Origin of the sequence: Xanthomonas boreopolis (assembly GCF_046529185.1) — a bacterium.
In the GTDB taxonomy this organism is placed as follows: Bacteria; Pseudomonadota; Gammaproteobacteria; order Xanthomonadales; family Xanthomonadaceae; genus Pseudomonas_S; species Pseudomonas_S boreopolis.
Window position 1 is genome coordinate 4304899 of record NZ_CP097162.1, and the last position, 15771, is coordinate 4320669.

Below are 15771 nucleotides of genomic sequence, written 5' to 3' on the forward strand. Positions count from 1 at the left end.
TCACACTCGCATGCACCCCAAGGTGCGGAGCGGCCACGATAGGAAACCACCGCGTAAAGCCGCCATTCCCGCGGCGCGGCGGCGGCGTAAATTGTACGTATCGCCGCCTCCGGCCGTTCGCCGTCCTTCGGCTACCGGCCGCGCATGCCGGCTCACGGCGATGCCGGCCGCGCGGTGAACTCCAGGTAGGTCGAAAGAATGTACTTGTCGCCGCTGCGCGGCGGCAGCGCCGCGTGCATGTACATCCAGTACGGCGGGAACACCAGCAGCCGCCCGGCGCGCGGAACGATGTCCAGGTCCAGGTCGACGAAGCGGGTCTGCCCGCCCTCGGCGACGTCGTTGAGGTACCAGAGGAACACCAGGTAACGGCCGGTCTCCTCGTCGCAGGCATCGAAGTGCGGCTGGAACGCATCGCCCGCCTGCGCGCGGTATTGCTTGATCCGCAGGTCCGCCAGCCGCGGCCGCCACGGCACCTCGGCGGACAGGCCGATATCGCGGTTGTAGCGCGCCAGCGCCTGCTGGACGCGCTGAATGAAGAAGCCCTTGAACGCTGGATCGGCCAACCTGGAGACGTTCAACTCGGTCCACGCGCTTTGCTCCAGCCCGGCGCGCGCGCCCATGCCATTGCGGCTATGCCAGCCCGAGGACGCATGGAACGAAGCGATCAGCTGCTCGCAGAACGCCGGCTCCAGGTCGCCGTCGTAGCAGCGTACGTAGTGCTTGAGGTCGGTCGCGCTCATGCGGTCTCCGTGAAAGAAGACGGCGCGCCCAAGGGCGCGCCGTCTAGGTGCTTCGTTCCAGAAAACAGCCGTCCTCAGAACCGGTAGGTCGCGCGCATCCAGTAATAGCGGCCGATCGTGTCGTAGGTGCTCACGTCGGTATTCGCGTTCAGGACGTTGTTCTGGTACATGACCGGCGGCTGCTTGTTGGTCAGGTTGTCCACGCCCAGGTCGAAGCGCAGGTTGGCTGCGGTCATGTCGTAGCCCACCTGGAACGAGTGGTACATGTAGCTGCCGTAGTTCAGCACCACGCCCTTGTCCACGGCATCGGCGGACATGTTCTGCGACAGGTCTGTGCTGCCGACCTGTATCTTGCCGATCCAGCGCGAGGTCCAGGTCGCATCCCACGAACCCAGCTTCCAGCCGATCTGGCCGCGCGCGCGCCAACGGGCATAGTTGCCGTAAGCCGAGTTGTACCGCCCCGCCATGTGGATCACCGTGTCACCGGTGTCGATGTCGTAGCGCTGCAGGTAGGTGCTGTCCAGGGCGAAGTTGAAGCGGCCCCACTGCGTCTCGGGCAGTGCATAGTTCACGCCGAAGTCGATACCCTGGGTATCGAGCTTGCCGATATTGATCACCGGAGTCTCGATGTAGTCAATGTTGCCGGCGCTGACCGAGGTCGACGGGTAGCGGTGGAGGTAGCTGCAGTACGGGCTGCTCTCGTCGTTGTAGCAGAGGTCTGCGACGGTCTGCGCGGAGATCTCCTGGATCAGGTCCTTGAGCTTGACTTTCCACCAGTCCAGGCTGACCGACAACCCGGGTACGAAGTCCGGGCTGTAGACGATGCCGTAATCGTACGAGGTGCCCTTTTCTGGCTTGAGGTCGTAGCCGACGTAGCGCGAGCCGGAGGTGACCGCGTCGGTCTGCGACAGGCCCGAACCTTCCCAGCCCACCGGTACGCCGGCACAGGCGTTCTCGTGGCCCGAGCCGCTATAGCCGATGCACGGATCGGTGAAGGTCGGCTGGTTCGCGCCCGGCCCCGCGTAGATGTCGTTGAGGGTCGGCGCGCGGAACACCTGCGACACCGTGCCACGCACCATCAGATCCTGGATCGGGCGCCATTCGAGCTGGAACGAGGCGCTGTTGTTGGTGCTGTCCACGCTGCTGTAATCGGACACGCGGTCGCTCACGGTCGCGCTGAGCGCACCGACCGGCGAGGACTGATCCAGCAGCGGGACGTACAACTGCGCGTAGGCCTCCTTGACGTTGAAGCCGCCGCTCATCGGAGAGGAACAGGCCTCAGATGAGATCGCGCAGGTAAGGTCCTCGTTCATCAGCGCGTTGCTCGAGACCGTGTAGTTCAGGCTCTCCTTGCGATACAACGCGCCCACCGCCAACTGCATCGTGCCGGCCGGCAAATCCCACAGGCTGCCGTTGGCGCTCGCCTCCCACTGGCGCTTGATCGTGGTGGTGGAGTAGCGCGGGATCGACTCGTGGCTGTTCAGCCAGGTCGAGGCGGCTTCCTGGTCGAAGATGTTGATCTCGCCGTTGTCGATCGCCTGCTGCAGCGTGGCGTAGTCCACGTAGCCGTGGCTCCAGCTCTTCTGCTTGTAGTGGCCGTAGTTGTAGTTGACGTCCCAGGCCCAGCTGCTGTCGCCGAAGGTGCCCTTCAGGCCGGCGACGACTTGGTCGGTGCTAGTGTCGTAGAAGCCTTCGCGCTGGCCCAGCGAGATGAAGCGGTTGCGGTACTCGTAGCCGTTCGGCCCGAACTCGACGCCGAACGGGTTGTACGGATTGTCGGCTGCGATGGTGATGCCGTCGCTCTGCGCGTCGAACGGCAACGGCGCGATCGCGAAGTGCGCCATCGTGTGGTTGTGGTAGGCGTTGACGTACGCCTGCATGTTGTCGGTGATGTTGAAGCTGCCGAGCACGAAGCCGCTCACGCGCTCCTGTGGCGTCATAAGCAGGTTCGCCGCCTGGTAATTGTAGGCGTCGGAGGAGGAGTAGCACTTGTAGCCGCCGCTTCCGTCGCCGGTCATCGCGCCGTTGGCGCTGCAGCCGTTGGCGGCCAGCACGCTCGACGGCAGCTTGTAGTAGCCGGTCGGCGTGCGGCTCGATCCGCCCTTGTAGGCGCTGCCGCTGGACAGGTACATCGCGTACTTGGAGTAGTCGCGGTTCGCCGACGACACTTCGTTCTGCTTGTTGTAGTCGAGGCCGACCACGACGTTGCCGCGGTCCCAGGTCTTGCCGAAGGTGAAGGTGCCGCCATGGCGGGCGCCGTCGCCGGCGCTGGCCTGGCCGTAGTTGGCGGTGACTTCGCCGCCCTCGAAGTTCTTGCGCAGGATGAAGTTGACCACGCCGCCGATCGCGTCGGAGCCGTACACGGCCGACGCGCCCACCTTCATCACCTCCACGCGCTCGATCATGTTGGCGGGGATCGAGTTGACGTCGTTGTTGAGGATGCGGTGGCCGTCGATCAGCAGCAGCGTGCGCTGTTCGCCCAGGCCGCGCAGCGAGATCGTCGAGGCGCCGTCGCCGCCGCCGTTGTTGACCTGCGGGTTGGTGGCCGCGCCGGCGATGCCCGGCAGCGACTGCAGCAGGTCGCCCAGCGTTTGCTTGCCGCTCTGCTGGATCTGCTGGCGATCGACCACGGCCACCGGGCTGGCGGTCTCGACATCGACGCGGCGGACCAGCGAACCGGTCACGGTGACGGTATCGAGGCTGGTCGGCGTCTTGTCATTGGAGGTGTCAGGGGTCTGTGCATACAGCGCGACGGGCGCGAGCGCCAGGCCGAGCGGCAGCGCGAGGCGGACGGCGTGGGCGAGCTTGCTGGTTCTTGCGGGCATTGCAACGGCCTCGATGGAAGAAAGCACGAGTTGCGGAAAGCAGGTTCCGGCTCGTGGCGCCCAGGGGCGGGCAGGTGTAGGGTCGCGTGCGACCACCGCCATATGACCGGGGATGTGCACACTTGGTTAAATTTTTATAAGACGAGGCGGGCATCCGCGTGCCGCTTGGTTGTCCACATGTGTCAGACATGACACGCAATGTCTTGCCAAGGAATATTCGAGCGATAAACGGCACCGGAACGGGCCGGGAAGCCCGTTCACGTGTCGGTCCGGTGCAAGAAGCAGGTCTCGTGCATCGCTTTGGTGCGGACACGGGTTACGAAGCCGTTATCCGCGATTCATGTAGTCATGGCAGGGACGGCGATCGGCTTGGAACCTCCTGCCACTCGCCATTTCCTCGCCGGCTGCATCAACCGCCGTAGCCCCACCGTTCCAGGTAGGGCCGCAACACCGGCAACACCGGTTCGAAATGGCGCCGGTAGGGATGCCAGCGGTCCAACCCGCGCCGGTTGATGCCTTCGACCACCTGCGCGTAGCTGGGCGTGCTGATGAACCCCTTGCCGCGCGCATGGCGCTGGAAGTCGAGCAGGCGCTCGGGCTGTTCCAGCTCCAGGAAGGTTCCCAGCTTGCCGACCTGCCCGGCGACGTCGTCCACCAGGTCTTCGTAGCGGCTTTCCATCGCGATCGGCGCGAGCAGGCGCGCATGGTGCAGCCAATGGTCCATCGCGTCGGCGTAGCCGCGCGCCAACCGGTCCAGGTCCGAACACAGCATCGCGAACGCGGGGGAACGGAACGCCTGCATGTAGCAGCTGAGCAGCACGTCGCAGGGATGGCGCAGCGCGAGGATCACCCGCGCCTGCGGGAACAGGCGATGGATCAGCGGCAGGCGCAGCAGGTTCAGCGGGTTCTTGTCGACCAGGCGCTGGCCCGGCATCGGCGAGGCCACCTCGCGCACCCGTCGCCAGTACTCGCCGCGCAGCGCCTCGCAGGCGGCATCGTCCAGCTCGCCCAGGCCGTCGGGCCAGGCCAGGCCCTCGCGTTCCAGCCGCTCCGCCAGCTCCTGCAGGAACGGCCGCTCGTCCATCGAGCACAGCGCCGGATGCGCATCCAGCATCTGCTCCAGCAACGTGGTGCCCGAGCGCGGGAAGCCGACCACGAAGACCGGCGAATCGGCCATCGCCGGCCCCGCCACCGGGCGCGCGGCGGCATGGCGCTGCGGCGACCAGCGCTGGCGCGCGACCGGCAGCGGCGCATCGCTGCGCTTCATCGCTTCCGGCACCAGCGGCGCGATGCCGGCCAGCTGCGCGGCGTGGGCCTCGGCGCAGGCGCGCATCGCCTCGTCCGGCTGCCCGAGCCGGTCGTAGCAGCGCGCCAGCGCGAAGTAGAGGTTGCTGCGCTTGCGCTTGTCGCCGGGTTCGGCCAGCAGGGTTTCCAGGGCCTGGCTGGCCTGGGCCCACTCGCCTTCGCGCATCGCCAGCACGGCCCGGGCGTTGAGCACGTCCTGCCGCACGTCGGCATCGGCGACGGCCTGCGCGGCAGGCAGGCGCGCCGCGGCGGCGCGCGCATCGTCCAGGCGATTGGCGCGCTCCATCACCATCACCCGGCGCGCCCACGCCCGGGTCGGATCGGGCGACCGTGCGATGCAGTCGCCCAACAGGGCATCGGCCTCGTCGGTGCGGCCGTCCTGCGCCAGCAGCCACGCCAGGTCCTGCGTGCCGTCCGTATCCAGCGGCGGCCACTGGCGCCACGACGCGAGCAACCGCTGCTCGCGCTGGAAATCGCCGCACTCGTGGCAGGCCATCGCCGCGTGCAATCGCGTCAGCGGCGCCGATGGATCCAGTTCGTGCGCATCCAGCAGATGCTCGCGCGCGGCGGCGTAGTCGCCTTCGTCCATCGCCAGCAGGCCGAGGTTGTGGTGCGTGAGCGGATCGCGCGGTTCCAGCGCGCAGGCGCGCCGGTACGCCGCCCTCGCCTCGTCGATGCGGCGCAGCTCGCGCAGCGCGTTGCCGAGGTTGTTCCAGTGCGCCGCCTCGCCCGGCTGGCGCCGGGCCAGCTCGGCATGCACGTCGGCGGCCTCGGCCACCCGCCCCTGCATCTGCAGGCTCGCGGCCAGCAGGCTGCGCGCCAGCACGTCGTCGGGAAAGCGCTCCAGATGGCGCAGCGCACCCCGCTCCAGTTCCCCGGCACGGCCGGATTCCAGGGCCGCGAGCAGCGCCGGGATCGTGGGCGATGCAGCGTCGTGCGAAGAAGGAGAAGTCATTGCATGTGGCCGCGGCGCTGGGGAAGCGGACCATAACGGCCCGGCCGGGCGTTCCGCAATGGACCGGGCCGTCTCCGTGCCGCCCCGCCCGGTCCGCCGAACCAGGAGCTTATTTCTCCTTCCGCCAATTCACCGACCCCTTCGTCTCCACCGTGCTCGATTCGACTTCCACGTCGAAGCCGCGGGTGAGCAGGTACTTGAGGGTCAGTACCGAGCCGCTGCCGACCATCGAGACGCCGTAGCCGACGTAGAGCCTGGGCGAGAGGTACTTGCCGAAGCCCAGCACCGAGCCGCCCAGGGTGCTGGACTGCTGCACGCCCGCGTCGTCCAGGCCGAGCTTCGCGCCCAGCTGCGAGGCGAGCAGGCCGCTGCCGGCCGACAGCGCCGCGGAGGCGGCGGTGACCTGTTCGGTCTCGCTGCTGCTGGCGGTCGCCAGGCCGCGACCGAGCACCAGGTAGGACATCGCTTCGGACTGCGACATCGCCGGGTCCGACCAGACGTCGGCGCGCGGGGACTCGGCGCGGCCGCTGACGTCGATGCCGGCGGTGACGTCGCCGATCTTGCGCTCGGCGCGGATGTTGATGCGCGGGTCGGAGACGATGTTGTTGTTCCAGGTCAGCTGGCCGCGGGTGATGGTCAGGTCCTGGCCGTAGGCCTTGTAGCGCCCGCGTACGTCGAGCCCGCCATTGGCGGTCATCTCGTAGCCGGGCCGCGCGCGGATCTGCATCTGCCCGGTCAGCGAGCCCTTGAGGCCGAAGCCGCTCATCTTGACCTTGTCGCCGAGCGCGACGGTCAGCTGCATGTCCAGCGGCGATTCGGGGGTTTCCTCGGGGTCGACCGGGTCGAGCACGACCACGTCCTCGGACACGGAGGTGCCGCGGTCGAGGCGCTCCAGGTCGATGTCCGCCTCGGGCACCGTGACCTGGCCGCGCAACTGCATCACCTTGCCCTGCATGCCGAACTGCAGGTCGGGATTGGCGACGACGCGCAGCTCGGTGGTGTTGTAGGCCAGCACGTTCTGGCCGCGGATATCCAGCTGCAACGGCGTGCCCTCGCCGTACCAGGACAGGCCGCCGTCCACGTTGAGCGTGCCGTCGCCGGACTTCACCGAGGCGGTGATCTTGGCCGAGCCGTCCGGCAGCGCATCGAAGCGCCCCTTGCCCTCGCTCAGCGACAGGCCCATCGACGGGTACTCGGCGGTGAAGTCGCTGAGCGTGGCGTCGCCGCCGAGCAGCGGCTTGCTGCGGGTGCCGCGCAGGCTCACATGGCCTTCGACCAGGCCCCTGGGGCGGTCGATCTCGGCGACGAACAGCTGCAGCCAGTTCATCCGCGAGATGTTCATGTACAGCTCGCCGTTGAGCGGCGCGTAGTCGTCCCAGCCGGTGTCGAACTTGGCGTCGACGAAGCCGTTGCCCTGGAAGCCGACGCCCAGGTAGCCGTTGATGTGCTTCGGGTCGAAGGTCGCGCGCAGGCTGAAATGGTCGTAGCGGATCAGCTCGCCGCGATTGGGGTTGCCGCCCAGGTCGACGCGGAAGCGCGGTTCGCCCAGGCGCACGCCGCCCTCCATCGACACGATCTCGAAGCCGCCTTCCCAGGCGTTGCCGCGCGGCCGGAAGCGGCCGTCGATGGCGACCTGGCCGCGCAGGATGATCGGGCGCCCGTCCTGCTTGGGCAGCCATGGGTGGACCAGCGACAGCGGCAGCGCATCGCTCTTCACTTCCACGCCCTCGCGCGGCCAGTCCACCTTGGCGCACAGCGCGCCGGCGCCGGCCGTCGCGAGGCAGGCATCGGACAGCGTGAACGCCGGGCCGTCCACCGCGAACTGCGCCGGCGCGCGCAAGGCCCAGGCATCGCCCTTGGACGGCACGATCCGCAACGCCGCCAGCTGGCCCTGCCAGCGTTGGCCATTGCGGCGCATGTCGCCGCGCAACGACAGCGAGGCCATCGCATTGTTCACCTCGGCATCGAGGTCGAGGTTCTCCACCGCGCCGCGCGCCTGCACGCGCACGCTGTCCAGCACCGTGCCGACGCCGACGGCGGTGCCCTGCAACGCCAGCGAGCCGCCGTCGCCACGCCACGGCAGCCGCCCGCGCAGGCTCAGCGCGTCGGCGGTGTAGCCGTCCCAGCGCAGGCCGCTGCCGGCGAGGTCGGCGGTGATGTCGGGCGCGTCGCGGCGGCCCTTCACCTGCAACGTGCCGCTCAAGGTGCCGGCACCGCCGGGCAGCAGGTCGTCGAGCTGCAGCGGTTGCAGCTGCGCGTCGATGTCGAGCGCATCGCCGACCTTGCCCTGCGCGACGACGCGGCTGTTGCCGAGCGACAGCGACACCCGGCCTTCGCCTTGCGTTCCCTGCAGGGCGAACTTGCCGCTGGCGTCGAGCGCACGCTGGCGCAGCTGTCCCTTGAGCGCGTCGATCTGCGCGGTGAGCTCGTAGCCCGGCGACACCCCGCCGGCCGGCGCCGGCAGTTGCCGGCCCTTGGAGGCGATCTTCCCGGACAGGCTGCCGTCCCAGCCCGGCGCGAAGTAGCCGGGATCGAACTTGGCCAGCATCGCGGTCGCGTCCCAGCTCAGCTCCGGCGTCCACGCCACGTCGCCGGCGACGTCGAGCGCGCCGCCCGGCGTGGTGGCCTGCAGTTGCTGGATGTGCGCGCGCTGGTCGTTGCCGCGCACGTCGAACGTCAGCGCGGCCCGCTGCGCGTCGCGCTCGACGTCGGCGCGCCCGATCGCGGCCCAGGCCTTGAGGTTGCCCGCGACGCCGAGCCGCGCTTGCTTCAGTTCGACCGGGACGCTCGGCGCCTGCGGCGTGGCCGGGTCCGGCGCCGGCACGAAGCGCAACCCGCTCGCGTTGACCGAGAAACGGAAGTTGGCGTTGTCCGGATCGCGGAAGTCGGCGCTGCCTTGCAGCCGGGTGCGTCCTTCGAACGCATCCACCACCAGCGGCTGCACCTGCAGCACCTGGTCCTCGAGCACGACATGCGAGGGTTGCAGCGTCGCCTGCAGTTCGCCGCGCTTGAGCGTGCCCTGCAGGCGCGCGTCGCCGCCCTTGCCGGTGGCGCTGAGATCGAAGGCGAGCGGTTCGCCGGCGGCGGCCTCGCCTTCCGCCGGCGGGACCAGCAGCGACAGGTCCAGCGCCTGGGTCGCGGCCTTGAATTGCCAGGCGGGATCGGTGCGGCCGGTCAGCACCAGCGTCGCGCGCAGCGGTTCGGGCGCACGCCCGGCCAGCGCGACCTCCATCCTCGACAGGTCGCCGCGCGCGACCAGCCCGATGCTGGCCGGCGTGCGCCCGCGCGGCGCCGGCAGCACCGCGGTCGCGGTGAGGTCGGCGCGGTAGTCGTTGCGCGGCAGGTAATCGCCGTCGATGCGGAAATCGCCGCGGTCGCTGTCCACCGCGAGCTGGCGCGCACGCAGTTCGCCGTTGGCGATTTCCAGCTCGCCGCGGATGCGGCGCAGCGCGATCACCGGCTGCTGCAGCTGGGTGATGCGCAGATCGTCCACGGCGATGCGGTCGGCCTGGATCGCCAGCGGCATTTCGATCTGCGGCAGCGATCCCGGCCAGCTCGGCAGCTCGAACGGCTCGTCGCTCTTGCCGAGGTTGAGCGTGGCGTTGCGCACTTCCAGCGCGTCCAGGCGCAGCTTACGCCCGAGCAGCGGGCGGATGTCCGGGTCCAGGTACACGCGCTCGGCGGCGAAGTGGATGTCCTGGTAGCGGAAATCGACGTTGCGCAGCGTCAGCGGGCCGGCCAGCGGGCCTTCCGCCTCGCCCCAGGTGAAGGTGGCCCCGGCCGGCAGCCGCGCCACCACCTGCGCCAGCAACACGTCGCGGCCGGCCACGGTCTGCAGCAGCCAGTACAACGCGACCAGCAGCAGCAGCACGAGGCCGAGCACGCCCAGGCCGGAACCGATCCAGAACCGGCGGCGGCGATAGAAGCGGGGACGCGGCGCGGGAGCGTTCTGGTTCACAGGTTCGCTCCGATGTTGATGTAGAGCTGGATCTGCGAATCGGGATCGTCCAGGCCGTGCCCGATGTCCACCCGCACCGGGCCGACCGGCGACTTGTAGCGCACGCCGACGCCGACGCCGGTGTGCCAGTCGGGCGTGTCGTCGAACGCGCTGCCGCTGTCGACGAACACCGCCATGCCGAGCGGGCCGCCCTTGAAGTAGTGCTCGTACTCCGCGCTCATCGTCAACAGCTGCTTGGCGCCGAGCGCGAACCGGTCCGGCCTGGGCGTGCGCGGGCCGACCTCGCGATAGGCGTAGCCGCGGATGCTGTCGTCGCCGCCGGCGAAGAAGCGCAGGCTCGGCGGCATGGAGACCAGGTCGTTGGTCCAGGTGCTGCCGGCCTCGCCGCGCAGGATCATGCGCCCGTCCGCGCCGGCCGGCAGGAACCAGCGCAGCTTGCCGTAGGCCTGCACGAAGCTGGTGTCCGACCCGGCGCCTTCCACGCCCCCGCGCAGCTGCATCGTCGCGGCGATGCCGTTGCGCGGGAACGTGCGGTCGTCGACGTTGGTGTAGTTCGCTTCCAGTTGCGGGTACACCAGCGTGGAGTACTGGTAGGCCAGCGGCCGGTCCCGGTCTCCGTCGTCGGTGTAGTAGCCCCAGCGCTCGCGCAGCGCGTTGATCGAGGCGATCGCGGTCCAGTGCTCGTTGATCTGGCCGCTGCGCGCGGCGCTGAGCTTGATGTTGCGCAGGTCGATGTAGTCGGTCTGCTCGTCGTACACGCGCGCGCCGAATGCGTACCAGCCGTCCAGCCAGCCGAACGCGGGGATGCGGTAGGTGGTGCCCAGCGACTTGCGCTTCTGCGCGTAGTCCAGCTGCGTGTCCATCTTGTGGCCGCGCGAGTTGATGTAGCGCCGCTCGACGCCGCCCCGCACGCCGGGGCCGCTCTCGCTGCCGTAGCTGAGGCCGGCCGTGTAGATGGTGCGCTTGGCGCGGGTGAGCTTGACGTCCACCGGCACGCGGCCCTGGTCGTCGGCCTCCTCCGGCTTGGGCTGGATGTCGATGCTGCTGAAGTAGTCGAGCTTGGTCAGCGACTCGCGCAGGCGGTCGAGCTTGCCCTCGTGGTAGTAGCTGCCTTCGTCCCAGTACACCAGCGGGTCGAACAGGCCTTTCTCGAAGTAGTCGTAGTCGAAGCGCACCGGCCCCATGTCGTAGCGGCGGCCGCTGTCCCAGGCCAGGTCGATGTCGGCGGCGTGTTCGGCGCGGGTGACCTCGACCCGGCGCCGGGTGAAATCGGCATCGAAGTAGCCGCGCTCGGCCAGGCGGCGGGTGATGCGGACCTTGCTGGCCTCGTAGTCCGGGTGGTTGAACACCTCGCCGGGCTTGGGCCGGAACCCTTCCAGGTCGCGCCTGATGTACTGGTCGTCCTCGGCCCAGCCCGCCATCTCGATGCGCGAGTCGCGCACCCGCGTCGGCTCGCCCTTGTCGACGGTGATCACCACCGTGAGGTGGTCGTCCTGGCGCGGCGCCTGGATGTCGATGTTCGGCGTGTAGTAGCCGAACGGCTCCAGCGCGGTACGGGTCTGCGCCTCGGCCTGGCTGAGCAGGTATTCCAGCCGGGATTCGCCCTGCACCTTGCCGATCGCCTCGTACAGCGACAGCGAGACCTCGATGTTCTCGATCATCGCCGCGTCGTCGTCCTTGTCCAGGCCCTTGATCTGTACCTTGTCGATGGTGCCGCGGGCATGGGCCATGCCGGCGCAGCACAGGGCGGACAGGAGGACGAGGACCTGGGGATTCAATCGCATGCAACGAGGATATCCGGATGTGCCGCCACTGGCTGTTAATGCGGTGTCGAGGATGTCGGGACTTGCAAGGACGGCTCCCCCCTCTTCCTGCGGGGCGAAGGCGTGTTGCTTGCGAGCCGCCGGCGCGCGAAGCGAGGTGCCTGTGGCAAGGAGGAGCTTATCCCTTCTCCCCCGGGAGAAGGTGGCGCGGAGCGCCGGACGAGGGTACGGGCGAAGCCGCGCAGCAAGGACTCGGCAGCCATCGCATCGAGGAACGCGCCACCGCGCGGCAGCAAGGCAAACCCATGCTGCCGCCGGGGGAGCCCGCGGCGCGGCTTCGCCTTCGCCCTCGCACCCTCACCCCCGATCCCAGCTCCGCGCCCCGGCCCACGCCAGCGGCGTGGGCGCTCAAGGACACGCGCGCCAGCGGCGCGCAAGCCGTGCCTTTCGCCCCGGTGGGAAGGGGCCTCAAAGCGCGGGCTTCAGGGCGCTCAGTTCGACAGGTGCTCGATCGCGGCGACGCTGCCGAGGCGGTCGCCGAGCTTCTTCAGCAAGGCGAGGCGATTGGCGCGCAGCTTCGGGTCCTCGGCGTTGACCATCACCCCGTCGAAGAACGCATCGACCTGCGGGCGCAGCCGCGCCAACCGCGCCAGCGCGGCGACGTAGTCCTTGTGGTGCAGGCTGGCGCCGGTGTCGCCGATCGCCGCCTCCACCGCCTCGGCCAGGGCCTCCTCGGCCGGCTCGGCCAGCAGCGCGCGGTCGATGTCGCCCGGGATCTCCACCTCGCCCTCGGCCTTCCGCAGGATGTTGCGGATGCGCTTGTTGGCCGCGGCCAGCGCCTCGGCTTCCGGCAGCTGCGCGAAGGTGCCGATCGCGTCGATGCGGCGGTCGAAGTCGTACAGCGAATGCGGCTTCAGTTCGGCCACCGCGTTGAAGTGCGTGGCCGGCACGCCCTTGTCGGCGTAGTAGCCCTTGAGGCGATCCAGGACGAAGTCGTAGATCTCGGCGGCGTCGGCCTGCACCTTGCGGCCGGCGAGCGCGGTGTTGGCCGAAGACAGCAGCGCCTTCAGGTCCAGGTCGAACCCGCTCTCGATGATCGTCCGCGCCAGGCCCAGTGCATTGCGCCGCAGCGCGAACGGGTCCTTGTTGCCGGTCGGCTTCAGGCCTGCGGCGAAACCGCCGGCCAGTGTGTCCAGGCGCTCGGCGATCGCCAGCACCTTGCCCACCGGCGAGAGCGCGATGTCGTCGCCGGCGAAGCGCGGCTGGTAGGCCTCGTCGATCGCCAGCGCGACCTCGGGCGGCTCGCCCGCCGCCAGCGCGTAATGGCGCCCGGCGATGCCCTGCAGTTCCGGGAACTCGCCGACCATGCGCGACTGCAGGTCGTTCTTGGCCAGTTCCGCGGCACGGCGCGCCAGCTGCGGATCGACCCCGACCTGCGCCGCGATCGCCTCGGCCAACGCGGCCACGCGCGCGACCTTGTCGGCCACGCTGCCGAGCTTGGCCTGGTAGGTCACGCTTCCCAGGCCCTCGCCCATCGCCACCAGGCCCTGCTTGAGGTCCTCGTCGAAGAAGAACTTGGCGTCGGAGAAGCGCGGGCGGATCACGCGCTCGTAGCCCTTGGCGACCTCGGCTACGTCCTTGGACTCGATGTTGGCGATGCCGATGAACTTCTCGGTCAGCTTGCCGCCCTCGTCCAGCACGGGGAAGAACTTCTGGTTGATCTCCATCGTCTCGATCAGCGCTTCCTGCGGCACCGCCAGGAACTCGCGCTCGAAGCTGCACAGCACCGCCGACGGCCATTCGACCAGGTTCACCACCTGCTCCAGGTTGTCGTCGGTGATGCGCGCGTTGCCGCCGGCCTGCCTGGCCGCGGCCTGCACCTCGGCGACGATGCGCGCGCGGCGCGCGTCCGGGTCGACCAGCACGCGCGCGGCTTCCAGCGCGGCGACGTAGTCCTGCGGCGCGGCCAGCGGCACCGCCGCGTCGTGCATGAAGCGGTGGCCCCGGCTGGCACGGCCGGCGCTCACGCCCAGCACGTCGGCGGGCACCACGTCCTGGCCGAGCAGCAGCACCAGCCAGTGCACCGGGCGCGCGAACGCGTAGTCGTGGCCGCCCCAGCGCATCGGCTTGGGGATCGGCATCGCCGCGATCGCCTCGCGCAGGATCTCCGGCAGCAGCTCGGCGGTGCGCGCGCCCGGCTTCACCGAACGGTGCACAAAGCGCTCGCCCTTGGCGTCGCGGGTGCGTTCGAGCTGGTCCCAGGCGACGCCGGCCTTGGCGGCGAAGCCTTCCAGCGCCTTGGTCGGCGCGCCGTCGGCGCCGAGCGCGATGTTGAGGTACGGGCCGAGCACTTCCGAGCGCTGCTCGGGCTGCTCGGTGGCCACGCCCGGCAGCAGCACCGCCAGCCGGCGCGGCGTGGACAGCGGCTTGGCGTCGCCGCGCTCGTAGGCGATGCCGCGCTTGTCCAGCCCGGCGATCACGCCATCGAAGAACGCCTGCGCCAGACCGGGCAGCGCCTTGACCGGCAGTTCCTCGGTGCCGAGTTCGATGAGGAGGGACTGCATCATGGGGACGTGACCTGTGTTGCGGAACCGGAAGTGGGAGTGGGGGCGTCGAACGGAATGTAGTGCTGGCGGAACACCGGCAGCGCCTCGCAGCGGTCGACGTGCGCGCGCAGCGCCGGCCAGGGCGCGAGGTCCAGCGGCAGCGCTTCGCGCAGGTGGGTGGTGAAGCAGGCCACGGCGATGTCGGCGTGGCCCATCGCGTCGCCGACCAGCCAGGCGTGGCCGGCGCGCGCGGCGCAGGCCTTGTCGAGTTCGCGCAAGGCGCCCTCGACCTGGGTGCGGCAGCGCGACAGCCACAGTTCGCTGTGCGTCTCGGCCGGGCGGAAGACGCGCTCGAGCACGATCAGCACCGCCTTGTCGATGGCGCCGATGCCCAGCGCGATCAGGCGCTGCGCGTCGCGGCGGGCGATCCCGGTCGCGGCCATCAGCGCGCGCTCCGGGCCGACCCGGTCGTCGAGGTAGTCCAGCATCGCCGCGGACTCGGTCAGCACCTCGCCGTCGTCCAGCACCAGGGTCGGCGCGCGGCCCAGCGGGTTGTACTGGCGGATGCGGTCGAAGTCCTTGCCGACCGACCAGGCGCGATGCTCGAACGGCAGCCCGTACAGCGCCATGGCGATGGCCACCCTCCGCACGTAGGAGGAGTCGTACATGCCGATCAGGATCATGCGGTCTCCGGCGCGCGCGCCTTCAGCCCGGGGAAGCCCAGCTTCTCGCGCTGCGCGTGGTAGGCCTGCGCCACCGCCTGCGCCAGCGCGCGCACCCGCAGGATGTAGCGCTGGCGCTCGGTGACGGAGATCGCGCGGCGCGCATCGAGCAGGTTGAAGGTGTGGCTGGCCTTCATCACCTGCTCGTACGCGGGCAGCGGCAGGTTGGCCTCGACCAGCTTGCCGGCCTCGCGCTCGCAGGCGTCGAAGCGGTGGAACAGCTCGGCCACGTCGGCATGCTCGAAGTTGTAGGCGCTCTGCTCCACCTCGTTCTGGTGGTAGACGTCGCCGTAGGTCACCGGCGTGCCGTCCGGGCCGTAGGTCCAGATCAGGTCGTAGACGTTGTCGCAGTTCTGCAGGTACATGCAGAGCCGCTCCAGGCCGTAGGTGATCTCGCCCAGCACCGGTTTGCACTCCAGGCCGCCGGCCTGCTGGAAGTAGGTGAACTGGGTGACCTCCATGCCGTTGAGCCAGACCTCCCAGCCCAGGCCCCAGGCGCCGAGCGTCGGCGATTCCCAGTTGTCCTCGACGAAGCGCAGGTCGTGCACCAGCGGGTCGATGCCCAGCGCCTTCAGCGAGCCCAGGTACAGTTCCTGGATGTCGTCCGGGTTGGGCTTCATCGCCACCTGGTACTGGTAGTAGCGCTGCAGGCGGTTGGGGTTCTCGCCGTAGCGGCCGTCGGTGGGGCGGCGCGAGGGCTGCACGTAGGCCGCGTTCCACGGCTCGGGACCGAGCGCGCGCAGGAAGGTGGCGGGATGGAAGGTGCCGGCACCCACTTCCAGATCCAGCGGCTGGATCAGCACGCAGCCCTGTTCGGCCCAGTACTGGTTGAGGGTCTGGATCAGGCCCTGGAAGGTGATCGGAACGGACCGGGTTTCGGACATGCTGCAGAGGCCGGCGGATTGAGGGGTGCGCTAGTATAGCGGCCGACCTGCGGGCCTCTCCGCACCGGGGATA

General features: G+C 69.4%; 8 protein-coding genes. All 8 read right to left on the reverse strand.

The window, feature by feature from the left end; genetic code table 11:
* Window positions 1–152: 152 nt before the first annotated feature.
* Window positions 153–740: a 2OG-Fe(II) oxygenase family protein gene (locus M3M27_RS19295; protein ID WP_434026671.1), complete on the reverse strand. Its 588-nt coding sequence runs from the start codon at window positions 738–740 to the stop codon at window positions 153–155.
* Window positions 741–814: 74 nt separating this feature from the next.
* Complete coding sequence (locus M3M27_RS19300; protein ID WP_434026672.1) at window positions 815–3565, reverse strand: TonB-dependent receptor; 2751 nt, start codon at window positions 3563–3565, stop codon at window positions 815–817.
* 409 nt (window positions 3566–3974) lie between these two features.
* Entirely contained in the window at window positions 3975–5825 is a 1851-nt protein-coding gene (locus M3M27_RS19305; protein WP_434026673.1) for a sulfotransferase, read from the reverse strand.
* Window positions 5826–5934: 109 nt separating this feature from the next.
* On the reverse strand, window positions 5935–9783 hold the full coding sequence (locus tag M3M27_RS19310) for a translocation/assembly module TamB domain-containing protein (RefSeq protein WP_434026674.1): 3849 nt from the start codon (window positions 9781–9783) through the stop codon (window positions 5935–5937).
* Window positions 9780–11567, reverse strand: a complete 1788-nt coding sequence (locus M3M27_RS19315; RefSeq protein WP_434026675.1) for an autotransporter assembly complex protein TamA — start codon at window positions 11565–11567, stop codon at window positions 9780–9782. Before M3M27_RS19315 ends, M3M27_RS19310 begins: the two co-directional genes overlap by 4 nt.
* Before the next feature lie 470 nt (window positions 11568–12037).
* A complete protein-coding gene (glyS, locus tag M3M27_RS19320) occupies window positions 12038–14113 on the reverse strand; it encodes a glycine--tRNA ligase subunit beta (RefSeq protein WP_434026676.1) in 2076 nt (691 codons plus the stop codon).
* Complete coding sequence (locus M3M27_RS19325) at window positions 14110–14775, reverse strand: glutathione S-transferase family protein (RefSeq protein WP_140727444.1); 666 nt, start codon at window positions 14773–14775, stop codon at window positions 14110–14112. Before M3M27_RS19325 ends, glyS begins: the two co-directional genes overlap by 4 nt.
* Window positions 14772–15698, reverse strand: coding sequence for a glycine--tRNA ligase subunit alpha (glyQ, locus tag M3M27_RS19330; protein WP_140727442.1), 927 nt, complete (start codon window positions 15696–15698; stop codon window positions 14772–14774). Before glyQ ends, M3M27_RS19325 begins: the two co-directional genes overlap by 4 nt.
* Window positions 15699–15771: the final 73 nt, after the last annotated feature.

Excerpts from the sequence above, each read along its gene's own strand:
- glyS (WP_434026676.1), bottom strand. The coding sequence starts at position 14,113 with ATGATGCAGTCCCTCCTCATCGAACTCGGCACCGAGGAACTGCCGGTC.
- M3M27_RS19305 (WP_434026673.1), bottom strand. The coding sequence starts at position 5,825 with ATGACTTCTCCTTCTTCGCACGACGCTGCATCGCCCACGATCCCGGCG.
- M3M27_RS19315 (WP_434026675.1), bottom strand. The coding sequence starts at position 11,567 with ATGCGATTGAATCCCCAGGTCCTCGTCCTCCTGTCCGCCCTGTGCTGC.
- M3M27_RS19295 (WP_434026671.1), bottom strand. The coding sequence starts at position 740 with ATGAGCGCGACCGACCTCAAGCACTACGTACGCTGCTACGACGGCGAC.
- M3M27_RS19325 (WP_140727444.1), bottom strand. The coding sequence starts at position 14,775 with ATGATCCTGATCGGCATGTACGACTCCTCCTACGTGCGGAGGGTGGCC.
- glyQ (WP_140727442.1), bottom strand. The coding sequence starts at position 15,698 with ATGTCCGAAACCCGGTCCGTTCCGATCACCTTCCAGGGCCTGATCCAG.
- M3M27_RS19300 (WP_434026672.1), bottom strand. The coding sequence starts at position 3,565 with ATGCCCGCAAGAACCAGCAAGCTCGCCCACGCCGTCCGCCTCGCGCTG.